Annotated in this window: 18 protein-coding genes; 3 read left to right on the plus strand and 15 right to left on the minus strand. The window is 48.4% G+C overall.

Going from position 1 to position 23,460, the window contains the following annotated elements; translation table 11 throughout:
• Nucleotides 1-48: 48 nt before the first annotated feature.
• The 3 genes from bioB to Q0460_RS06120 all read left to right on the plus strand — a co-directional run bounded on the left by bioB (nucleotide 49) and on the right by Q0460_RS06120 (nucleotide 3,419).
• Nucleotides 49-1,041 carry a biotin synthase BioB gene (gene bioB / locus Q0460_RS06110; RefSeq protein WP_299085916.1) on the plus strand — a complete coding sequence of 331 codons (993 nt, stop codon included), beginning with the start codon at nucleotides 49-51 and terminating at the stop codon, nucleotides 1,039-1,041.
• Between the two features lie 38 nt (nucleotides 1,042-1,079).
• On the plus strand, nucleotides 1,080-1,505 hold the full coding sequence (locus Q0460_RS06115; RefSeq protein ID WP_297988003.1) for a hypothetical protein: 426 nt from the start codon (nucleotides 1,080-1,082) through the stop codon (nucleotides 1,503-1,505).
• Between the two features lie 357 nt (nucleotides 1,506-1,862).
• Nucleotides 1,863-3,419: a hypothetical protein gene (locus tag Q0460_RS06120; RefSeq protein WP_299085919.1), complete on the plus strand. Its 1,557-nt coding sequence runs from the start codon at nucleotides 1,863-1,865 to the stop codon at nucleotides 3,417-3,419.
• A gap of 1,248 nt (nucleotides 3,420-4,667) precedes the next feature.
• Here Q0460_RS06120 and Q0460_RS06125 read toward each other — a convergent pair.
• The 15 genes from Q0460_RS06125 to Q0460_RS06195 form a co-directional block, all read right to left on the minus strand.
• Nucleotides 4,668-6,701, minus strand: coding sequence for an ATP-binding protein (locus Q0460_RS06125; protein WP_299085921.1), 2,034 nt, complete (start codon nucleotides 6,699-6,701; stop codon nucleotides 4,668-4,670).
• Nucleotides 6,694-7,734, minus strand: coding sequence for a DNA cytosine methyltransferase (locus Q0460_RS06130; RefSeq protein ID WP_297961804.1), 1,041 nt, complete (start codon nucleotides 7,732-7,734; stop codon nucleotides 6,694-6,696). Before Q0460_RS06130 ends, Q0460_RS06125 begins: the two co-directional genes overlap by 8 nt.
• A 371-nt stretch (nucleotides 7,735-8,105) precedes the next feature.
• Nucleotides 8,106-15,536 carry an LPD23 domain-containing protein gene (locus Q0460_RS06135; protein ID WP_299085924.1) on the minus strand — a complete coding sequence of 2,477 codons (7,431 nt, stop codon included), beginning with the start codon at nucleotides 15,534-15,536 and terminating at the stop codon, nucleotides 8,106-8,108.
• Nucleotides 15,536-16,408, minus strand: a complete 873-nt coding sequence (locus tag Q0460_RS06140; protein ID WP_299085926.1) for a hypothetical protein — start codon at nucleotides 16,406-16,408, stop codon at nucleotides 15,536-15,538. The genes Q0460_RS06135 and Q0460_RS06140 overlap by 1 nt, the downstream gene beginning before the upstream one ends.
• A gap of 54 nt (nucleotides 16,409-16,462) precedes the next feature.
• Nucleotides 16,463-16,705, minus strand: a complete 243-nt coding sequence (locus Q0460_RS06145) for a hypothetical protein (protein WP_297921036.1) — start codon at nucleotides 16,703-16,705, stop codon at nucleotides 16,463-16,465.
• Nucleotides 16,706-16,783: 78 nt separating this feature from the next.
• Nucleotides 16,784-18,364, minus strand: a complete 1,581-nt coding sequence (locus Q0460_RS06150; RefSeq protein WP_299085931.1) for a hypothetical protein — start codon at nucleotides 18,362-18,364, stop codon at nucleotides 16,784-16,786.
• Nucleotides 18,361-18,990: a hypothetical protein gene (locus Q0460_RS06155; RefSeq protein WP_299085933.1), complete on the minus strand. Its 630-nt coding sequence runs from the start codon at nucleotides 18,988-18,990 to the stop codon at nucleotides 18,361-18,363. Before Q0460_RS06155 ends, Q0460_RS06150 begins: the two co-directional genes overlap by 4 nt.
• Nucleotides 18,983-19,423, minus strand: coding sequence for a glycoside hydrolase family protein (locus Q0460_RS06160; RefSeq protein ID WP_299085935.1), 441 nt, complete (start codon nucleotides 19,421-19,423; stop codon nucleotides 18,983-18,985). The genes Q0460_RS06155 and Q0460_RS06160 overlap by 8 nt, the downstream gene beginning before the upstream one ends.
• The gene (locus tag Q0460_RS06165) at nucleotides 19,420-19,839 is read right to left on the minus strand and encodes a DUF5675 family protein (RefSeq protein WP_299085937.1); all 420 of its coding nucleotides are present in this window, start codon (nucleotides 19,837-19,839) and stop codon (nucleotides 19,420-19,422) included. The genes Q0460_RS06160 and Q0460_RS06165 overlap by 4 nt, the downstream gene beginning before the upstream one ends.
• The gene (locus tag Q0460_RS06170; RefSeq protein ID WP_298054211.1) at nucleotides 19,820-20,176 is read right to left on the minus strand and encodes a hypothetical protein; all 357 of its coding nucleotides are present in this window, start codon (nucleotides 20,174-20,176) and stop codon (nucleotides 19,820-19,822) included. Before Q0460_RS06170 ends, Q0460_RS06165 begins: the two co-directional genes overlap by 20 nt.
• Nucleotides 20,160-20,513: a hypothetical protein gene (locus tag Q0460_RS06175; RefSeq protein ID WP_299085940.1), complete on the minus strand. Its 354-nt coding sequence runs from the start codon at nucleotides 20,511-20,513 to the stop codon at nucleotides 20,160-20,162. The genes Q0460_RS06170 and Q0460_RS06175 overlap by 17 nt, the downstream gene beginning before the upstream one ends.
• Nucleotides 20,510-20,872: a hypothetical protein gene (locus tag Q0460_RS06180; protein ID WP_299085942.1), complete on the minus strand. Its 363-nt coding sequence runs from the start codon at nucleotides 20,870-20,872 to the stop codon at nucleotides 20,510-20,512. The genes Q0460_RS06175 and Q0460_RS06180 overlap by 4 nt, the downstream gene beginning before the upstream one ends.
• A 3-nt stretch (nucleotides 20,873-20,875) precedes the next feature.
• Complete coding sequence (locus Q0460_RS06185; protein ID WP_299085944.1) at nucleotides 20,876-21,388, minus strand: hypothetical protein; 513 nt, start codon at nucleotides 21,386-21,388, stop codon at nucleotides 20,876-20,878.
• A 1-nt stretch (nucleotide 21,389) separates the two neighbouring features.
• Nucleotides 21,390-22,799, minus strand: a complete 1,410-nt coding sequence (locus Q0460_RS06190; protein ID WP_299085946.1) for a hypothetical protein — start codon at nucleotides 22,797-22,799, stop codon at nucleotides 21,390-21,392.
• Complete coding sequence (locus Q0460_RS06195) at nucleotides 22,799-23,434, minus strand: hypothetical protein (protein ID WP_299085949.1); 636 nt, start codon at nucleotides 23,432-23,434, stop codon at nucleotides 22,799-22,801. Before Q0460_RS06195 ends, Q0460_RS06190 begins: the two co-directional genes overlap by 1 nt.
• Between the last annotated feature and the right edge of the window lie 26 nt (nucleotides 23,435-23,460).

Consider the following 23,460-nt stretch of genomic DNA (forward strand, 5'->3'; position numbering starts at 1 on the left):
CTTTAAATTTCGCATTGTATAATTACGCATTTTTATCAAAAAGGATGAATGCTGATAGATAAAGCTTATGTTTGCGCGCTGAAAGATCGCGTGATAGGCGGCTGCGAGATTGCAAAGCAGCAGGCGTTAGAGCTGGCGCAGTGCGAGGATTTGGGCGCGCTTTTTGCGGCGGCGGATGAGATCAGACGCGCTTTTTGCGGCGATAAATTTAATCTCTGCACGATCATAAACGTAAAATCGGGGCGCTGTAGCGAGGACTGCAAATACTGCGCGCAGTCGGCGCATTTTAACACGGGCTGCGAGACTTACGGAATTTTGAGCGAGCGGCAGGTGCTAAGCGCCGCGCTTGCGAACGAAGCCGAGCAGACACACCGCTTCTCGCTCGTCGCCAGCGGGCGCGGAATTTCTCAAAAAAGCTCCGATCTGAGGGCATACTGCGCGATCTATGAGCGGCTGCGAAGCCAGACGCGGCTGCATCTGTGCGCCTCGCTGGGGATCGCTTCAAAGCCTGCGCTGGCGCTGCTTAAAGCAAGCGGCGTGCAGACCTATCATCACAATCTCGAGACTTCGCGCAAATTTTATCCGCAGATCTGCACGACGCACAGCTACGACGACCGCATTCAAACGATACAAAACTGCCGCGCCGTAGGGCTTGACGTATGTAGCGGCGGGATTTTTGGGCTGGGCGAGGGCATGGAGGATCGCATCGATATGGCGCTGCAACTGCGAGAGCTGGGCGTTAGCTCCGTGCCGATCAATATCCTGACCCCGATTAAAGGCACTCCGCTGCAAGACGCCGCGCCGCTAGCGCACGATGAAATTTTAAAATCGATCGCGATCTACCGCTTTATCTTGCCGCGCGCGTATCTGCGCTTCGCAGGCGGCAGGCGAAATTTGGGCGAGCACGTACGCACGGCGCTTGGATGCGGCATCAACTCGGCGCTTACGGGCAATTTCCTAACCACCACCGGCGATAGCATCGCAAGCGATAAGGCGCTTGTAGCGCAGTGCGGATTCGACCTCGCAAAGGGCGCGGATTAGCGCCGGTCTGGAATTAAAGATAAAATTTAAGAGGCGCTATGAAGTTAAAATTTTTCCTTGCCCTTATTTTGGTCGTCTTGCTTGGAGGTTGCTCGCTGCTCCCGCAGGGCGACGAGGAAGCTCCATTCTTGGCGGACGCAAGCAGATGCGATGTCGCAAACCCGCTAAATAAGGAGCAGCCAAACCGCTGCGCGAAGCGGCAAAAGATTGACGCCGAAGTCGCGCGAAAGGCGCAAGAGCAAGCGGCGTCGCAAGACGCGTTTAATTCATTCAAGGAGAATAGCGCGCAAGCTCAGCAAATAGCGCAAGAGCAATATATTGCCGCGCGACAAAGCCTAATGCAACAGCAATCGCAGCAGCAACTGGAGCAGATGCAGCAGCGACAAAATATGAGAAATTTACAAAACGAGCAGAACTGGAACAGGCTGCGCAATCTAGAAAATATAAGTAACGGCGGGATTTAGCCGTGAATTTTACAATTTGATCTAAATTTTAATTCGCGCGACTTTAATTCTAGAGCAATTAGCCTAGATAAAAAAATATGATGAAATTTTAATCAACATACTACAAAATCAAATGAGGTCTTAATTTCAAGGGCAGACAGCTGAATGCTAGAAAATTTTAATTGATTTTAAGTGATGAAATGGTGACCCACAGGGGGTTTGGCTTTAGTGTATATATCGCCTAAAATAGGTAATATGTAAATTTTAGTTATACACTTTTTTATACAAAAATTTTAGTAAGCATCTAACGGGATTTATAAATTTTATGAAAAAACCAATTATACCAAAGATGCACAAAATCAAAAGAAAGGGTAGCTAGTGAAAATTCCTCCAAAGCTTTACTTAAAATTTGCAAAAGATATAGAACCGGAAATCTTTGAGAACAAAACGCCTAAATTTCACCTGGATGTCCTGAAATTTATCGATGGCGAAGATCAATACAAAGCCGTAGTCATATTTCGCGGTAGTGCAAAAACTACACTGCTTAACAAAATTTATGTCGTTAGCAGGCTGTATTTTTATGCAGAGCCTTTCATTATGATAGCTTCCGCAAACGATACGAAAGCAAAGCTATTCGTCGAAGCAATAAAAAATTCAATCGATAAAGCGGCCGCCAGAGGCTACGCGATAGAGCGCGGTAAAGTTTGGAACAAAGACCGTATAGAGGTCGTCGTTAATCGCGGCAAAAAAGACGGGAACGGAAAAGATATCGAGCGGACCTGTCACGTAGTATCGCTCAGCTCCGGGCAAGATCCGCGCGGCGCCAACATCGACAACATGCGCCCAACTCTTATCATCATCGATGATTTGGAGAGCAAAGACGGGCAATTCCCGGTTGGGAACAAGGCGAGTCGCCAAAAGCTTAGAGGTTGGTTTTATGCGGATCTATTGCCCGCCGTGCACCCCGCTCGCGGCAAAGTGGTAGTGTTAGGCACAATCCTGCACGAGGATAGCATCTTAAACAATATCGTGAACAATGAGAATATAGAAGAAACCAGCAAACAAGGATGGCGACATATAAAAATTCCTATCATAGAAAACGGCGCGAGCGCCTGGCCGTCTCGTTTCCCTTTATCGCGCATAAAAGCAATACAAAATCAACTCGTTTCAAAAGGGCTTGCAAATGAATTTTACCAGGAATATATGTGCGCGGCGATCGATCCACAAAGAGCGATTTTCAAACGCGAGTATTTCCGCTACTTCGATCGCGTAGAATACGACATCAGCGCAGAACCAGAAGCTCTAAATATTACAGACGGCGTAAATATACGAACGCTGCAAATTAGAAAGGCCATAAATTTAACGCTAGGCGGCGAAAAAATAGAGCTTGCAAAATGTCAAATTTTTACAACAATCGACCTGGCAAGCGCGAATGGTCGCGACCAAACAGCAATGATAACTTCGGCTGTCGATAACAGAAATCGCATATTCATAATAGACATCAGCGCCGGGCACTGGACGCCGTTTGAAAAGAGCGTCGAGATCATACGGATTTTTCAAATATTCGGCTGCACCAGGATAGGAATCGAAAAGGCCGGAATGCAAAACGATTTTTTCTATACGATTGACATCATACAAAAAATGACGGGAGTGCACCTACCCATTGATCAACTTAGCCACGGCGGAAAGGCAAAAAATACCCGCATATCAAACCTAGAGCCATATTATCGCACAGGGCAAATTTATCACAACGCAAGCATAGACTCAAGCACTGAGCTAGAGGCGCAACTCCTCAGCTTCGATAGCGAAGTCGAGAGCAAAGAGGATGATCTGATGGATGCGCTCGCGTATTTACAACAATATATCGTGGGGCGAGAATTTGATGAGCCAGACTACGAGGACGAGGACTACGAGGGCGCCGAGGCATGGGCGTGAATTCGCGCTGGCAAGACAAATGCAGGCGGACACCGCTCCCGCAGGCGCAAAGCCCTAATGCTTACGCTCGTTTTGCAGATCGTGGGACAAAAAATGCGGGCTTAAATTTTAAGCAGATAATAAAACGTGCTCGTATCTTTCGCGGGACAAAAAGTCTAAATTTTGAAATTTTTCTCTACACCGTCAGTATTCGGCGGAAAAATTCTGAGTGGGGTCATAGCCCCCCATCAAGAGAGCAGGTGGGCGCTATCAAATCCCCACAGCAGCGCGCCCGCAATAGATTATGACATAGGCGCGGGCAGGTACATAGGATTTTAAGCAAATAGTTATCAAGACCGAGCCGAAATTGCGCGCGAAACTTAAACGGCTCACGTCTAAATTTTCACAGTTTCCTTAAGCGAAAACGGACAAATTCGCGTCATTTTTGCCGCTTGAAACTTAAACTTAATTTTCACGGCTCTTTCAAATGCCTATTTTAGGGCGTTTTATAAAATTAACTATTGAAAATAATTCTTTTCAAAAATACGCATTTTCACGAAACTTGACCCCAGACCCCGCCCAGAACCTTAAACCGAATTCGCTTAAATTTTGATAGATTTTTTGCCGCAAATCCGCGCTCTGTCCCAAAAACGGAGCGGTGCACCCCCGAAAAACCCGCTTGCCGCCCCTCCCCCGTCGGTATTTCCTACTATCTGCTTTGCGAAGCTTCGTGCGCTGGTTCTCGCGCCAAGGTGCATACGTAAGCAGGCGGCGTTGGCGCTTGCCCGGCGCGGGCGCGCTTGCGGACGCTAGAGGGCTTCGGCTCGATCAAAGCGGCATGCCAAGCGCCATATACCGCTCACGAGCACAGCCCGGAGTGCCTAGACGTTTTAACAAGTCTATGTAGAGGGCGCTTGCCCGGCGTGGTTGCGAGGATCGCAAAAGCCGCCTGCTCCGTCCGTGTGGCGATGTTGCGCGGGCGAGTGCGCGGTTTTGCATGGGTTAAATTTGGCTGGATTTCGTTATTTGTGGCAGCGGGGTCGTTACGAATGTGTGCGGCGATTGGTGCGCCAATTCGCGCCCGGGCGCTGCATGATGAGCCGTATCGTCGTGACAGACCTAAAGCTCCGCGGCTATTTCATCTTTGATGAGCTCTTTGATCTTGTCAGCGAAGATAATTCTCTATTAAGGTTCACAAAGCTCGCACGCTTGAGTTTTTTTAAAAAAATGGAGTTATAGTATTCATCACTATCTTGCCTGAATTTATAGCTATGTAAAATTAGGGATATTTTTTTCTTTATTAATTATATTAATAAAGTCCGCATAAGATCTATAAGCCCTTTCTATAAGCATATTATATTTTAAAACCTCTATATTATAACTTTTAAACACATCCATGTCGTCTTTTCTGAATTCAATGGTATTAGCACCATTAACACCAGCGTCTTCTGAAATAATAAAGTATACTTTTATATCTCTGGGGTCTATCATTTTTAAGCTGCTATCGCTTTGCATTACAGCATCTTTATATTTTCGTATTTGATCTATCATTACTCCAGTAGTAACATTGGCGTGTCCTGTTGGTGTATTCTTTTTTAGTTCTACTATTATAGGATATGGTTCTTCTGCGACCTTTATTAATAGATCAATATAGTTTTTCTTAAGTTTATTGTTCTTATCAATAGCCTTTAAATATCTATTTTTAGTAATTTCAAAGCTTGTACTGGCATTTAAGTCCTGATTCCAGTGCGGGTTTATAAGCCAAGGATGTTTATGCAAATGGTTATTAAAGAAACTTTCTAATGTATTGTTTTCTTCCATCATTCTTTTTAATTCATTAATAGCAGCGATTCTCTCTTTAACTAGTTCAAAAATATTTATTTCTTCGGAGCGCCCTATTTTAGACATAAGCTTATTTATAAGTTTGACATAATTTTTATCAATCATATCTATTGAGGATAGGCTTTTTTGTATTTCTGAAAATTCTATATTATCCACAGTTCTAACTATAGAAGACACGATATTTTGGATTTCATTCTTCTGTATACCCTCGCTTTGATCTGCAAAAGACTTATTAATAAGCAACGCAAGCATTTTTTCATTCATCTCTCTTTTATCGTCACTTAACCCATCAAGCCATTTTTTATAGCTTTCGTTTTCTCTTATAAAATCTGGTAATTTTAAAACGGCTTCTTTTTGTCTGAAATTCGTCCAAAGTTCAGCAAATTTATTTCTTATTTTTCCTAGTATCTCTATAAATTCTTCAACATATTCATTTGACTGATCTAGTCCATCCCTGCTTGATGTTATCGGAACCTGCAAAATATCTAACAAAAAATCCGCATGAACTTCACCAACCAAGTATTGATTTGCCATTCTTGCACTACCGCTATTTTTAAAAATATTTTCATCGGCTATTTTCTTGTTTATATATACGACAGTTGAATTGAAATTATAGTCTTTTGTTTGAAGTTGTCCGGGAGTTAGAACACTGCCAAACCAGCCTTTTAGTCCTTTGTTCTTCTCAAAATAGTCTTTTAAATCTTTGCTATTCGTATCATATTTTACTTTTTTGGTTTTATCTATATTTGGGAACATATCGTTGATTTCTTCTTCGTTATATCCAAAATAAACAAGGAATTCTATATTTTTATAGTATTCGTGTGTTAGTAAGTCAACTTCCTCTCCATTTAAAAACACTTGAAATTTATCAATATGCGAAGCTATATAAAATCTTCTGGATAGCTGTATACTTAAATTTTCATACGCATTTCTACTATTTCTTATAAGATCATCAATCTTAACTATAAAACCTGATTTGTATTTTGCGTAATCCCTAAGCTCGCAGGGCAAATCATCAACAAAATCATAATCTACCGAGTGGGTTATTTCATCTTTTATAAAATCATCATATACTAATTCAAAAGTAAGCCATTGTTTTGAGGATAACGTTTTTGTGTATACTTTATATTTTCCACCTAGACTAAATGCAGCGAGTTTTCCTATTCCTTTTTGCCCCATTGGAGCTCTTTCGCTTAGATTATTAAACGATTCTTCTATTTGTTTTTCTATACCTATAATCGCATATTTATGTTCTATCTCATCTAAAGACATCCCTTTTCCATTATCAATAATATATATTTCTCTATTGCTTAGTTTGATATCAACTCTCGTTGCATATGCATCATATGAATTTGCAACTAACTCGGCTAGAGCTGGTGGATTACTGCTATACAAGTTTCTTCCTAAATGGGTAGCTACTCGCCCAGCAATAGAAAATTTAATTTGATTGTTACTAGCCATTTATATATCCTTCTAAATGTTTTAAGATGCTTTTACCTATATGCTCTCCTAGCTTAGGCGGAACGGCATTGCCTATTTGTTTGGCAATTTTGCGCATGCATATTTTTTCATTTTTGTCTATAAATTTATATCCCATTGGAAACGACTGCAATAAGGCTCCTTCTCGTAAAGATATTGCCCTATCTTGCTCTGGATGTCCAAATCTACCTGTACCATAATTAATAAACTGCGTTGTAAGGGTGGGAGCAACATCATCCCAGCTCATTCTACCATATACCGACTTATAACTTTGCCCAGTTGCTTTTTTGTAACAATTAGGTAGAATTGCCTCGTCCCAGTCATGCCATGATCCACCAGGTTTGGATTGTTTGATTCTTTGAATATTTATATCTGTTAGCGTAGGGCTTATATGTAGCCTATCTTTTTTATTATCAACTGCTCCGGCAACTATCTTATCAATTTTATATATCATATCCCTAACGGTTACTTTTTTAAATTTGGACTCTAAGAAATCAATATTCCCGAATTTAGATGCCAGAAGTAAAAGCCTCTTTCTTCTTTGTGCTACGCCATAATCGCTAGCATCATGAATCTTAAAATTTACGCTATAGCCTTGCGCTTTTAAATCGTCTACAAAATCAGCAAAAACCTTTTCTTTTTTAAGCTCTGGAACATTTTCCATTGAAACTATTTGAGGTGAAGTTTCTTTAATAAGTCTTAAAAAATCATACAATAATCCCCAGTCTTTATGTAACGATCGATCTTTTTTATTTTTCTGGTGCGCTGAAAAAGGCTGGCAAGGAGCACAACCGACTAAAATTTTGATATTTGCGTCACCAAATAAATTATTGACTTCTTCGCCACCCACTTCACAAATGCTTCTGTGCAAAAATTTTCCATGATTATTTTGTTCATAGGCAAATTTGCAGCTTTCGTCAAAATCAATTCCAGCTACAACTTCAATGCCGGCCTGGCTGAGCCCATAGGTTAATCCACCTATACCACAAAATAGATCTACTGCAGATATTTTCATTTTTACCCACCGGTTTAAATGTTTAATTATAACTTGAAATAGCTTTTAAAATAATTATTTAAACATAATGTATCTAAAATCATCCAGACAACACGCCTTACGAATTTGCTCCTCCATGCCATTTAGGGAGCAATCTTTAGATTTCGTTTTATAGCGCCCAAGGAGGAGAGAGGACCCCTTGAGCGCGGTAATTGTATGGAGGCGCGTCCTAAAAAATATAAACTCGCCGCCGCAGATATTGCAAGTCTAGCCGAACCCTCGCAAGCTCGCGGGGTTCACTCATCAACTCTCGGATTTAATTAGCCAATCCTCAGATGATGGCTGCGAGCGAGCCGCGGTTTACGAAGTCATAAACTCGCCGCGGCGGGCTACTATTGTGAAAACTTCCCGATCTGCGGGCGGGAGATTAGCGCGGGATCGAATTTCTTAGGCGCGAATTTGCGCTGCTTTTTCTCGTCACGTAGCCGCTTGAGGCTCTGCACGTCAAACTCGAAGCCCTCCGCGTCCGCCACCTCTTTGAAAATTTCAAGCTTCCGATCGATCTGCTTCTGCTTTTCGGCTTTTTCCGAAGCGCTCATCTTTTCGAGTTTTTCATTGTGCTTGATCGCCTTTTCGACCTTGTCGGCGTCTTTGCTATCGGGCACTTTGACGTATTCGAGCTCCTCGCGCTGCTTGCGTAGCTTGCCGAGTTCGGCGTTGAGCTCCTTTTGCTGATTGAAGCGGCGCGCGCCCACGCCTCGCTTCAGGATGCCCGCGTATCCCAGCTCGTCCTTGTTGTAGTCTTTCGGCGCGAAATCTTTATCCCCCGTGATGTCGCTAAGAGCCTGCTCGCCGAGCTGCTGCCCGTATCTGCCGATCGTAAGCGTAGGTAGATAGTTTTTCGCAGCTTCTTTGACGCTCTTGGCGACTTTCACGGCCTTTGGATCGTCCTCGGATGTGATGTTGTAGCCCAGCGTCGATTTGCCGTTTGCGATATTGACTAGACCGCCCACGAAGCCCCAGCCGCCCTCAAAAACGTCGTCGAAACGGAAGCCGGGCGCGGCTCGTCCTGCGTTGAAATATGTATCGCTATCCCCTATCCTCGCCCACGCTTTGAGTCCGAAAACGTTAGGGAATTTCGAGCTTTGCGCCCATTTTGGCTTGGTTAGATTTTCCTTTTCGGTATCTGCGATAATCGAGCTTAGCGATAGCCCCGCGGCGTCCGCGGCGATAAAGGCCGCCTGCATCATCGCGAAACGATGCGGATTTTTGAGTATCGCCTTGATCACCATCGGCGTCGATTTGACGGAGTAGTGCAAAAACGGCATCAATCCCCACTTATCGCTCTTACGCAAGAAGCCGTTGAAATGGGTGCTGTAATCGACATAGTGATACTGCGCGTCGCTCATCGCCGCAGCAAGCTCCTTTTCGCTAAATTTGCTTAGATCTCCCGCAGCGTATCCTCGCTTTGCGGCGATCGCGTCAAGATTTTTCTTAAATCGCGCGATCTTGAAAATTTCATCCTCCCAAGCGTAAGCCTTTCTGGCCGCTCTGCCCACCGCCGAGCCCTCGCTCATGTAGATATTTTTGCCCGCGGTGCTTAGAAAATCCATAGCCTTGCCGACGATGCCGAAAGCCTCGGCGTCGTTTTTAGGCTTTAGCCCCTTGATCGCTCCCTCCAGATCGTCCATAGCGCTATCTAGTCCCAAGCGGCGCGCGAGCTTCCAATACTCCTGCCGCTGCTGCCGCCCCAAAAGCGCCCAGCTCGCAAGAGCCTTTTCATCGCCGTGCAAAAACGCCAGCACGGCATTGCTCGCGACGTTGTAAACGTGCGTAAACGGGTTTTTGACCGTCACGTTCACCTTGATATGATCGATCAGAGGCTGCCAGTATTTCTCAAGCGCGCCGAGCTGTCCGCCCAGAGCCTGCGTGCTTTTCAGGGCTTCCGCCACCTCTTTTGGGACGTATTTGCCCCCGAGCGCGCCGAATTTCTTTATGCCGCCTCCGACCGTTTCGTCGCTGATCCGCACGTATTGCCCCTGCTTTGCGGCAGCAGGGATTTCGTCGAGCCCGAAGCGGTTTGCTATGCCCTCAAGCGCGCGGGCTTTGAGAAGCTGGGTGCGCTGCTTTGCGAGGGTGTTTGCGACTACGAAGCTGATGTCCGTGCGAAGCCCAAGAGCTCTTTTTTGCGCTTCGCTCAGGTCCTTGCGAGCGTAAAATTTGCCTAGCGTCCTGCTTATTTTGCCGCGCTCATTTTGCATATACTCGTCATAGTAGTGTCCGATGTAATCGGTGAGCTTGTTCTCCTGCTTCAGCGCGCCTGCCTTGATGAGCTCGTTTGCGTTATGATCGATCGCATCGCGCAGTTTTTGATAGGTCGCTTGTAGCTCCTCAGGGAGATCAGTTTTAGCTATCTTTCCATCCAGAGCGTTAAACAGCTGCTCGCTTTGAGCGGCGTCAAATTTATCAAGATACTTCGCCGCAGTGCGAGCCTGCGCATTAATTGCCGCGCTCTCGCGGAAAAAGCTCTCAATCGCGCCGTCTATTTCGCGCTTTGCCGCGTTTCGCAGATCGAGGACGCTCATCCCTTTTTTCACCCAAGCGGGGGTATTTTCGCCCTCGAAGATGTGATCTACCGCGTTTTCATACTTATTGATCCCTTTTCGCCAAAGGGTATCGACAAACTGCGCCCACTTACCGTCCGCGCCGCCGTATGATCCCAAAAGCGCATCCGTCTTTCCTAACAGATCGTTCATCGTAGGCATATCGGGGTTAAAAGGATCTGCCTGCCGCGCCGCGCGAGCATACTCTGCCTGAAGCTTTTCCTGCTCCTGCTTGCTTTTGTTAGCGATCTGCGCCGCAAAGCGCCTTTGATCGGCTTTTTTAAGAATCTGCTCCGCCTTGATCGGGTCTTTTTCGTTCAGAAATTTCGCCTTAGTCTCGAAGCTATAATTTTTCAGCGCCTCATCGTCGCCGAAGAGGCGATCGAACATCGTCTCGTTTGTGCGAATGCTCTCGTCGATGTGAGCTTTAGAATACGCGTTGATGCGCGCCCTGCCGCCCTCATCCATATCGATGAAGATCATCTGCTCGTCGCCGTTTTTGCCGCGCTTTTTGAATGTGAAGCCGTCGCGGCTGATGTGGGTTAGCTTCGCGCCCGCGATGTCCTTTTTGAGCCGCGCGAGTTGGCTCTCGCTTAGGTTCGTCTGCACCCCTTGCGAGAGCGCGTCGAAATTGCCCGTCCTTACGGCATCCAGCACCTCGCCCGCGGTGTCGTGATCTTTGTAGCTGTCCTTGTAAATTTGCTCTACGCTCTGCTCTAGCTCCTGCTCGATGTTTGGGCGGCGCTTTTTGATCTCGCCCCCTATATTTTCGATCTCGCTTGCTCTGAATTTTAGCGGCTCCTCGTTTGCGTTCACGCCGCCGTCTCGCAAAACGATCGTATCGTCCGGGCTAACGTCAAAGGTGCTGAGCGGGTCTTTCTGCGCTCTTGCGGCATCGTCCAAGCCTAGGCGCGTCTGCACATTTCGTGCCTCCGCTTCGCCGTGCAGCTTCGCGTAGTTTGCATCGCCGCCAGCACCGCCCGTTGCAAAGCCCTCTTTGCTCTGCACCCAGTGTTGGATCTCGTGCATCAGCGTGGATCTGTCTTTTAAATTTTTAAGGGCGATCGTGTTACTCTGAGGATCGAAATAGCCTAAATTATTGCCATTTTTTGAATTTTGTGATATAATCTCTTCACCGTTCAAAGAGTGTTCTAAGGATTTTATATCACCAGAGCTTTGGGCGGTATATCTTACTTTCCCTTCTCTTATTAATAATTCAAATTTACGTCCCGCCATAGGATAGTTTGATGTTACATCTATAGCTCCGTTGCGCTCTTTTGTTACTGAGGCAAATTTAACAACTCCTTTTTCATCCGTAAAAGCCTTGAAAAAGAAAGTCGTGTCTTCGAAATCTACTATAAAAGAGGGTTTTTCTAGGGTAGGCTTTATCAATCCAAGATACTTTTCCCTCCCCTTAATTTGCAGCTTTTTAAATTGAAACGAGCCGATATTAACCTCTCCTATTGGAGTTTGAGCTTTACCTTGCGGAAAATCGGCTTTAAAATTTTCAAAAGTATATTCTTTTTTGACGAAAGGAGCCGCCTCTTTGGCGACGACGGATCGGTTGATCTGCCCGTCCTTTAGTAGGTATTTTTTCTCTAGCTCTTTTGCGAGCATCGCGCTGGACGTCGTGCTGTGCTCGTGCCAATTTTGCAAATTTGCGTCATATCTGACCTTTGGGTTTTCGAATTCCATAGGCTTTTTAAGGTTTCTGTCAGAGTAAAAGGTTATAATGTCCTCAAAGTCCGCAGGTCGAGGTAATTCGGCCGTGTAAGGCGTCCCTGCGGACTTGTTACTTGCTACGAGCCTAAATCTCACCCCCTTGTCATCTTGCCATTCATAAACTCTAGCATTGCGTTTATTTATAAAAGGCTCTTTATACTTTGCTAAATATTTACGCATGCTCTCGCCTAAATCTAAGAGCTCTTTTTTGCTTACATATCCTTCGCTGCCCTCATCGTTAAGGTGTCTTATTTTTATATGCTTTGCCCCCTCGCTTCTATCGCCTCTCGCATATCTTAAAGCTCCCTCTATTTGATCTAAGTCTTGTTTTACGTAGGTTGCTATTTTATTATTGTAGGTCACGTTATAGATGCCGCGCTTTTCTTTTTGCCCCGCATCCTTTGCAAGCATCGCACCGGACGGAGCGTCGCTTTGCATCTTTACGACTTTTACATCCCTAAGCTCGGGATAAGCCTTAAACAGCTCATCGTACTTTAGCAGATTGCCGAGCTTGCCGCCGCTTTGAAATTTAGGGTTTAATTTGGCGTCGCCATCGCCGATCTCAAATTTCCAAGCGCCGTCTTTGTCCCGAAACCAGCCTGTATCTCGCCAAATTTCTAACTCGTTTTTTCCCTCTTTCGCCATAGCCTGCGCTTTGCTTAACTTATCCGCTTTCACGGGGGCGTATTTCAGCTCGGCGTAGGCTTTCTCTCCTGCAAAAATTTGAGGCTCGAAGTCTAGCCCCGTCTTGTTTGCGACTTTGGTCTTGGCAAATTCTGCGGCGTTAAATAGCGTCGTTTTCGCGCGAGATTTGATCTCATCGCCTAGAGCCTGCGCGAAAAGATCGGGGCGGTCGTTTGCGAGCGCTGGATAGGTCTTTGCCTGCTTTGCGGCGTAGGCTTTCATACTTGCGCGGAAACCCTTTCGGATCACCGCGACGCCGCCGAGCCCGCCGATGAAGCCCACCGCAAATCTCTCGGGGCTAAATTTGCCCTCCTCGTCGGTAGCGTTAAGCGCGCCGCCGCTAAGCCCTCCCGCAAGATGAGAGGTGAGATTAACGTTTACGAAGCCCTTTTTCATATCCTCGCCGAGCTTTGCGCCTTGCTTGGTGGAGCCTGCGCCCTCTTTTGCCGCAAGATCGCCGCCTTGAGACTCGCTTTTTAGCGCTGCGTCGCCTTGATCTGCCGCATCTTGTGCTGAAACCACTCGCTGTTTTGAAGCTGCGGCATCAGCTGCGCTATCGCCTGAAGCGGCCCCGTATCGTCCCACGAGCTCATCGCCCGCGGCATTTTTTGCATCCTCGCCGCCGAGTATAGCAGCAGATCCGCGCTGCGATGATACCTGCGCATCGCCTCCCGGTCCCCGCTCCGCTCGGCTTGGAGTATCGCCGAGATCAGAAACGCCCTTTGATACTCGCTCATCTTTTCCGCCAGCGCCTGCGCCGTTTGCGTCGGCTCCGCGATACGCCGCGTCTGCGTTTGCTTTGCCATTCTGTGCTCTCCTTATCTTGCCGTCTTTGATGATCCAATCTTTCATTTGATTGTTTACGATGTCGTCGTATTCGGCTTTTGCGACCTTGGCGTCGATATAGTTTTTTAGAAATTTTATATCCCCTTCGTCGTATGCCTGCATCGCCGCAGCCTGCACGTCGGGAGCGAAACCTTTGCTCGCCAAGCGCGCGCCGTATTGCTCGGTGGTGTAGGGGTGAGCTTTGATGTCGTTTTCCACCCGCCAAATGAAATTTTGCCCGGCATAGATCGGATCGACGTCCACTCCGTCGTTGTAGGCGCGGGTGTATTGAAGCTCCGCCTCCGTAGGTTTTATGCGCGAGTTTAGAAGCTCTCTCTGCGCCCGAGCGGAGAGGGTAGGATTTTCCTTTGCTATCTTTTCCGCCTCTCTTTGAATAGCCGCAAAGCGCTCTATGCCGTCCGCCCTCATCTGAGCTAGCTCGCTCGCGCGATCAGCGACGCGGCTTTGATACTCTCTCGCCCATTCAAGGCGGTTTGCGCGCTCGTAAAGCTCGTCCGCTTTTTTGTAAGCGCTCTCGCTCAAATGCGCCGAGCGGCGCGCTCCGCGCTCAAGCTCGCCCAAAATTTCATCTGCGGCGGCATCCGCGACGTTTTGGGTTTTGAGATACTGCCTTACCTGCTCGCGAGGTTCAAAATTTGATTGTGCCCCACTCGCGGCTTCAGCATTCTGCGCGCCCTGCGCCGTAGAGGATGGGGACGATTTGATCTCCTGCGTTCCGCCTGCGGCTTTGATCTCCTGCGCGCCTTGCGGGGCAGAAGCTGTATCATCAGCCGTATGAGCCGCGTCATCCGCCGCACGAGCCACGCTCTGCTCGCCCCCTGCCGCATCGCTCGCATTCGTTTTCGCGAGCTCGCCCGCTTTTGCTTCTTGGGCGCCTTGCGCTGCGTCGCTCGCCTTGAGCTCTTGCGAAGCGGAGCCCGCGCCCTCTTTTTGCGCTCCTCCGAGCCCGTCCAGAGCGTCATCGAGCGCCGCCGCATCATCCGCCGCTTTTGCGGCACCCTCCGCGCCGCCTGCGGCTCTTTGCCCTGCGTCTGCGGCTTTTGGCGTGCCGCGCAGATCCTCCGTGAAGTTTGAGACGTTATTTACTTTGCCGCGCGAAAGGGCGCTAAAAAGCGCATTGGCTCCGCCCATCACCAAGCCGCTTAAAAGATCGTCTCCGAGCCGCTGCCCGGTGGAAATTTTATCGTCCCCCGCGTTTCTTAGCTCGTTCATTCCTACGCCCATGGCGAAGCCCGTGCCCGCGCTTTTTGCGATATTCGCAAGCTTGGCGCCCTTGGTGAATATCCCAGCGGGTGCCGCAAGAAACGGATCTATAGCCCCGCCGACCTCTCCCCACTCTTTGTTGTTTTCGGCAATTATTCGATCAAGCTCTTTGACATTGTCGTCGAAGAATTTACGGTTTTCTCCGAAAAACTGCTTCGCCCCCTCGGCCCCTAACTTGTCCGATATCCATTCGCCCCCGGTATTTACGGCGCGTCCGAATTGATTTGGGAATTTACCCACTCCCGCAAAAAGAGCAAAATCTTTATCTAGGCTATCGGCGGTAAGTCCGTTTTGCTTTATATCCACCGCTTTGCCCGTGATTTTAGGGCCTATGGTTAGGGGATTGATCCTGTTTATCAGCCGTCCCACGCGACTTGCGATGTCGATCTTATCAGGGTTGAGCTCTCTCCATCTCTGATCCGCCTCATCTACCGCTTTTTCATCGCCGCTGGTATCAAAAACGTTTCTAAGAAACCTATCCGACGCGCCCGCCGTAGCCTCGTCGTTGAGCTTTTTGGTATTCTCTGCGTCAAGCTTTTGGGCGATCGCCATCTTTGCGATGTCCTCTCGCACGCCGCTATCTGCAAACTCTTTCTTTTTCGCCTCGTATTGTTCCTTTGCAAGAGCTTTGATATATTCAGGGCTGTAGCCCTTGCTTTCAAGCTCGGCGATCCGCTCGTTGCCCAAAAAATCTCTTGCAGTCATCAGTTTGCTCCATCGTCCATATCGCTATCAAGCGAGGAGTTAAATTTAGCGTTAGGATTTTTCTTTTTCCACTCGATCGCTTGATCCACTTTCGCCTTTGCGTCGGTAAGGGTTACCCCTTGATTCATCAGCGCTTTGATATTTTCGCGGCGATTTTGAGGATCACCGAGCTCATCCATCTGGCGAGCCTCGCGCTGCTTATCGATATTTACCTTTTCCATAAGCCAAGGATCGGTATAATAGTTTCCTTTGTCGTCCCAGCTTACGTGTCCGCTGTCGCCGTATTGCTCGACAAATTTAGAATCTACGGGAATGTTTTTCTTGAATATATCGACCTTGTTCTCTTTAAAGTTTTTCTCGAGATTGTTCCCCCATTTTCCAAGCTCCTCATCGGTGTAGCCCGCCGTTTCTTTCGGGTAGAGTTTGCGTAGATAGGCTACGTTATCCGCCGTTTGCTGAACCTTTGCCGCAGCTTCGGACTCCTCTTTGGCTCGCTTTCGACCTTGTTCGGTGAGCTCTGCGTTAAGCCTAGCCACAGAAAGGCCGTAGTCTCTGTTGTCCTTAAAGATGGTGTGATCGAGCTTCGCCCTATCCAGTCCATAATCCCTATCGTCTTTAAGGATAGTGTGATCGAGTTTCTTTTTATCCAGCCCGTAATCCCGATCATCCTTAAATTTTAGGTAGTCAAACTTATCCGCCTCCATCTTTTCGGCTCGCGCTTGGCGCGCAAGGTCTGAATCGAACTTCTCTCTGGCGTGTCCAAGCTCGCCGAGCTTTACGAGGCTATCGCCGATCGCTGCGACCCCCTGCCCTAGAGCCGCGCCGCGATTTATGCTCGGCTCGCGCAGATATCTTATATCAAAATATGCCATTTTGCTCTCCTTATGCCTTGCGGGCGGTGCGTCCGCCCCTATAAATTTCTAGCCCTAGATGGTGGATGCGGACGGCGTCGCGTTCCACAGCGAGGCGTCCCAAGCGCTATTGAGCGCCGCTTGCGCCTGCTTCTTTCTCGCCCTCTCCTCGCGAAGAAGATCCGCATTGAGATTGTATGTCCGCTCCGCAGCCTTGGCCTGCTGCCTTGCGGCGTAGGCGTTGCCGATGCCGCCCGCCAACGCGCCCAGCCCGGTCAATACGTCGCTACCTTTGACGTTTTTTAGCCAATCCCACATTTTCTATCCTTTCATACTGAATTTCTATCGATCTTAACCCCAAAAATCCTCATTTTTATAAACTTCGGCACGCCGAATTTATAAATAAATTATGGGGTATAGTTCGCTTTTGCCGCCTTTTTTGCGGCGGCGCTTGGTTTGGTATCTTGCAATCCTATTTATCAAGAACTCTTCCTGCTCCGATCTAGCAATCCAAAATTGCCTTATCGCCGCATCGACGTCCATCTTGGCTCTTTCCGCCTCCGCTCGTATTTGAGGCGAACTGGTATAAAGAGACAGATTTTGATAAAATAGAGCAAGCGCTTCTAGCGCATTAAGCACTTCATCGGGATCGAGATCCATAAGCCGAAGAACCGGGCGGATCTCTTTCCACGGCATTATCTCCCAATACATATTAAAATTCCACGTCGATTGGACGGCGCGATCCATTTCGTCATCGGGCGTTTCCTCAAACTGATCGATCGGATGGTTAGCGAGTCCGCCCTTTACGTGTCCCTCCCCCGCAAGCGTGTTCGTGCTTATGCTTTTTCCGCTCGGAGCTCGCCACTCATTCGTTTTTGATTGGTAGGTATATCCGCCGTAGGTTAGAGGCTTTTGCACCTGCGCGGCGGCGGCAAAGCCCGCCACCATCGCGCCGAGCGAAACCGCAGAGGCAAGCGCCGCGGACGAGCGAGCCTGTAATGCGCTAAGCGCATACCCAAAGCCCAGAGTCGCGAGCGCCAAACCAAAAGCCGCGCCGCCTACGTAGCCGATACTTTCGCCCCGGGCGTTAAATTGCGCACCGCTGAAAAGCGAATACGTCCCCGTGCTTGAGTTGTAGGTTCCGACCGGTCTTAAATTTGAATCCACGAGCTCGGTGGTATTGCTAAAGAGCGAATCCAGCCACTCGCTAAAGCTTAGCGGCTTTGAATATACGTTCAGCCCCGCGCCGCCCGTTTTTAAATTTGCCAGCCTTTCTCCGCCGAAGCCGAAGCTTAAATCTTTGCCCGTGGCGACCTCGTAGATCTCTGTAAGCAGCTCTTTTATTAAAAAACTCGTGCCGAAACTGCCGATATTTGAAGCTATCGTGCCGCCCCTTGAGATCAATTTGCCGGCATAATCCGCGATCGCGCCTATCGTGTCTTGAAATACCGCGTCCACGAGGGCGTCCGAGCTAAATTTCCAATCGATCAGCGATTCGGCGAAATAGCGCCCCGTAGCGCCGCCGTAATACTGCCCGATCTCACCCGCGATTCTTCGCAGATTCTCGCTTTCAATCTCGCGCACGCCCGTGCCACCGCCGCCCGAGGGGGCGGACGAAGAAAAGGAGCTTTGCGGGATTTGCAATAGTCCGAATCCTAGCTGTAGCTTTCGCACCGCCTGTTTGATATGTTCATACGCCGCGCTGCCCTGTCCGCCTATATTCAGCTCGCTCGAAATCGGGCTTAGCGCAAACGCCGCAAAGTCCTCATTTAGAGACAAAATCGTATCGCTAAGGCTTACCGAGCCGTTTTCCATAAAGAGCCCCTCTAGGTTCGGCGAGGGCTTCGTGCCTGCGATATATCCCGCGCTGCCTGCGTAGAATATATCGAAGTTCTGCCCCGCAAGAGGATTTACGGGGTTGAAGTCATCGCGAGAGGCGATGTCTAAGCTATCGTTTACGGCGATGAAGGTTCTCATTTTTTGATCTCAAAGTTCCCCGGCATGATGTTCGTCAGCTCATCTTTGAGCAGAGTGGCGATGATGTTAAAAAGCACCTTGTTCATATCCGCAGGCACCGTCAAGCCGCCGTTGAGCGTGTTTTGCAAAAAGTCGCCGATCACGCTGCCGCCTTTGATTAGACGGTTGTCCTTGACCTGCCTATTTATCGCATCTTGCTGCGCCTTGGCAAGGGCTAGATCGCCCCTTGTCTTGTCGATTTGAGCTGCGAGCATATCTTTTTGAAGCTTGAGCTGCTCTATCTCAAGCGGCATTCGCTGCCTTTGCAGATCGATCTTTAGCTGCTCGGTCTCTATCTGCTTGCCGAGCAAGTTCGTTTGAGCTTCGAGCTGTTGCTTTCGCAAAGGAAGCTCCTCGCTTTCGCTTAGAAGCCGCAGAGCGATCTCTTGGCTGCTCGTCGTTACGCTCTGCGTCATTGAGACGAGGGTGCTGCAAAGCATCTCAAATTTTTTGTCGTTTGCGAGCCCGTATTTCTCAAAATACTCATCGATCTTGGCGGTAAATTTTTGATACGGCGTGTCGTTCGCCATAGTATCGCCGAGCACGCGCCTGTAAAGCTCGCTATACGCTTCTTTGAAATCAGCCATCTCGCAGCCCCCTTATGTAATTCTCAACCCTTTTTGGGGTTTGGCGATACAGCAGGCTTGCGCGTAGGTTTTTTGCCGCCTGAGCGTAGTTTCCCGCCTCTATGCAGCCCAGAGTATGACGGAAGCCCATAAGCCCCGCAAGCCCTAGTTGATACGCCATTTCGATTAGAGTGTCTTGCACGCTCTGTGGCTTGCTAGCCAGCCACGGCAGGCACTGAAAAACCCGCTTTTGAAGCTTCGCAACTTTCAAATTTAGGATTTTCTCTGCCGTTTCGCGGCTCATCGGCTCCGCCTTGCCCCCGTTGAGCTTGAGTTCGTCGGGACTAAGAGCGGCTACCAAAAAGCCGTATCCCACGGTGGGTTTGCCTACGCTGTCTTTGTATATTCGCGTGCTAAATCCCTCGTGAGCTTTGATATTTTCGATGAGGCTCATATCCCCTCCTCGCTCGTGATTTCGATAAATTCTATGTGTTTGCCTATGCAAATTTTGAAAAAAGAGTTATAGGTTTTTACCGAGTTCGTAACCCCCGCGGCGTTGTGCCCGTCGCCTACAAGGATACACCCTGATGTTTCTTGTGGGCAGTTGCCCGTATGGATCAAAATATATCTATCTTTCGGCACACTCTCGTTCCATAGAAGTGGACACATTCGCTTCTGACTCGGGCTGTTGTGCCACTCCATTTGATACCTGCCCGCCGGAATCCGTCTGTCCTTGCCGCGCTCGGTAGTATCTGCGCCCGCTGGCTCTAGGGTGAAACACTCAAAAAGCCTTTTTCCGTCATCCGTTATCGTGAGTTTCCCAATCGTGCCGTCGTGAATGTTCTTGAATCTATTTATCTTTATCTTCATATTCCGATCCTCCAAAATCCGTATCTTTTAAATTTTTAATCTTCTTTGACAAGAAGCTATTTATTTTTGCTCTGACCCAATCGGCGCCGAACCAAGCCACCGCTCCGCTTAGGGCTATGCAGGATTTAGGACTGCCGGGCATAAACTCGCTCAGCACCGCGTAGCTCACAAAGGCAAACAGCATCGATGAGCCTACCGCTACCAGCCACGATATGACCTTTTGTCCGCCCGATCCTCGCAGCTTCATATTTCCGCTACCGATCCCCAGCATCGAGCCCAAGAAGCTTATGATCCCTACAAGTATGTAGTTCCACACTTCTTTATCGATCCCCCACATTCGCGCACTCCTTCAGGAGCGCTTCGCAGGTTTGATAGTATTTTGCCAGCTCGACCGCGCTTTGCATATTGCTTGAATCAAATTTAGGCTTTGCAGGGAGGCTCACTTTGCACCTTATCGGAACGAGGACATCCTTATATTCCGTCCTTACTAGGGATTCTTGCTTCGCGCACCCACTAAGAGAAACGCACAGCGCCAGCCCTATCAGAAAAAGAATAAATCTGATGATATATTCTCGCTTGTGCCTAGCCAGCTCTTTTTGGTAGTTTTTGTCCATCAAAAATGTTTTCCACAGAGGCTTTGAATACTGCGGCATATATAGCTGTCCTGTTTTCATCTGCCCATCTCCCTGAATATTTCCTCATAGAATTTCAGCTTCTTTTCGCATTTTGCGTCCCTTATCGGCACATTTATTGGCTTGTATCTCGTCTCTATCTCTTTTTTGATGATAGGCTCGCGGGCTTTTAAGTTTGCGTTGGCAAGCGCCATTGCTTTTATTTGCGCGTTTTGCAGATCGATCTTTGCGTTGCATTCGCTCAAATTTGCGGCGTAAATTTGTCCCTGCGCGGTAGCGGCGGCAAGCTCGTTTCGCAAATCCTCGATCGTGCCCGCTCTGGAGTGATTTAGGGCCAGCAACCCAAGGATGGCTACGATCAACGCGCCGATGATGTAAAGATAGAGTTTACTCGTAAGCATCGCTTAATCCTTTGCCGTGATAGTGATATTTCTGAAGCCGACGACTGTTCCGAACGGACTACTTTGCAATACCAGATTTTTATTAGCGATCGAGATCGTAATATCCACCGGCACCTCGGTATAGCCGTCATCGCCGGTCACGCTGCTTTGCTCAAAGCCGTTGCCGTTTGTTACCGCGATATCGACCGAAAGAGGGGATGCGGCGCCTTTGCTGTGCTGGGCTTCTGCCACATCTATACAGATCGCCCTTAGCTCTAACGTGCCGTTAAAACCGTCGTTGAGATTATTAAGCGCGATTTTCGCCCCTGTATCCATCTCTGTAATGCTGCCGCTATTTTGATACACGAGCCCCCTAAAATCTCCGGCGCCGCCAGCCGGCATAAGTATATGAGTCATATCGTCATCCTTTTTTTGATCCGTTTCGCTCGGTCTTGCCGAGCCTTTGCGCCGTTTCGACATCCATATCGCTACGGCTGCTATAGCTGCTATCATTGCTACAAAAAATAGAATTTTCATCTCACACCCTTCCTATTCTGATGTCGTTTTCCGAAACTACGAAGTAAGCAAAAACTTCCGTGCCGCTCAAGTTTGTCGGCGTCTTTCGAAATTTAAGCGCTCCGTTGAATGCGCTGACGTGATTTGCATTATTAACGACGATCGCACCGCTCTGTCCGACCGTGCCGTTTTTTAGCGCGAGCGTGCCGGGAGCACTTAAATTAAGAACGAAATTATCGCCTTGAGTCAAATCCACTTCAAGGCTTGTTATCGTTGTGATTTTTGAGCCGTTCGCGCCGTCTTTGCGGTGAAAATTCGCCCCTTCCACGCCGATTAGTTTCGCGCTATCAGACGCGGCTTCGTCTTTACCGAGCTTTTTACCGAGCTCCTTGGCGATCTCAGTTTCATTTGCGTCATAGACCGCGCTTGCAAGTTTTGCGAAGCTTACGGCGCGCCAGAGATTATCCGCCTTAAAAAACGGCACCAGCGCCATCTGATCAAAAACGGCGCTCGCTCCACCGAGGTTTCCTTGAAATTTGAAATTGCCAAGCTCGATTACGGCATTGCTCGGATTGAGTTTTATATCGCGCGCGACGGCGTCGCTTCCGGTGCCGCGCAGGATGACCTTGCCTCCTTTTTTGGCGCTGAAAACCCGCAGATCGTTTCCGCTCGGCGCGATATCCGATCCGTCCGCGCCGATGCCGACGCCCAGAGCCGCGACGCTTTTTGCGTCGGCGCGCAGAAATTTCTCGGCTTCCACGCCTCCTAATTTTGCGCTATCCGCTGCTTGCTCGTCTTTGCCAAGCTTACTATTTGCGCTGCTTTGAGCCGCCGCGGCGGCACTTATTGCGGTGTTTATACCCTGCGCAAGGCCGTTAAATTTCTCATTCGCCTCCGCCTTGGAGTAGCTATACCCCGTGCTCGCTTTGGTCGCTAACTTCCCCTCGATCAAATTCGAGCTATAAGTTTGAGTGGCGCTTTGTGCCGTATCGTTGATGATTCCGTTTTGAAGCAGGGTTTTAATCTGCTCCTTAAGCGAGTTTAGCTCCGTAAGAAGCGTGCCCGCGTTTTCTACCTTGTCCGCGGTAGATTTGATCTGCTCCTGAAGTTTTTCTATGGATGCGAGGATCTCCGCCGCTTTTTGTTGCGCGCTCTTTGCGCTCGCGGCGTTTTGCTCGGTTGCCTCTTTGGCTTGCTTTGCGGTCTGCTCAGCTTGGGTCTGTGCCGCCGAAAGGATCTGCGTCGCCTGCTCGTTTGCGCCTTGCAGAGCCTTTCTCATCGCTTCGTTCGCGGAAGCTACGGCGGCTTGCAGATCTGACTTCTGCTGCTCTATCTGCTCTACGAGCTTCCCCGCCTGCTCGGCAAGCGGCGATATTTTTTCCGAGGCAGCCAAAATTTCCTTACAAATTTGAGTAAATTCTTTATCCGCCATTACGGTTTTACCTTCTCTTTCATTATCTTATCCAGCGCCGCCAGATCGGCTCGATCGAGTTGCTTGTTTTGAAATTTAATAAAGTCATAGATGAAGTTTCGCCACGAAAGATTGCGCGCACGGGCAACGTCTGCAAGCCAGAAATCAAGCTTAGAAAGAAACTCCGGCGCAAAGATATATATGCTAGAGAGCGCGTAATCGACGCCGTAGGGCTTTAGATATCCGCTTCTTGCCAGCGCGATAGGCAGATTGGGCGTGTTTTCATCGAAATTATTTAGCTCGTATTCGCAGAGCGATCTTTGATAAAAGCTCCTATATTTTTGATAGAAATCGTCTCGTCCGCGTTTTGCGGCGATTCCGTAAAGCAGAGCGCTTATCAAACTTTCGTCTTTGAAATCGATCTCGTCGCTATCCTTTGCGGGAAGCTTAAATTTCCGCACGAAGTAGTCTTTTTTGAGATGATACGCCACCTCGAAGCTGCGATGATCTATCTCGATCATCTCAAGCGGAGTGATAGCCTTGCAAATCTCAAGCGCCGCTTCGCCCATCAACGTTTTGATCTCCTCGTCGCTCGGAGTCAAGACGTCCGGGCGGGTCGCGATTTGCAGTCTTTCCTTAAAATTTGCAAAAGTCATCTCTTATCCTTATTTGGGGCAGGCTT

The sequence above is a fragment of the uncultured Campylobacter sp. genome (assembly GCF_937980635.1).
Taxonomy (GTDB): domain Bacteria; phylum Campylobacterota; class Campylobacteria; order Campylobacterales; family Campylobacteraceae; genus Campylobacter_B.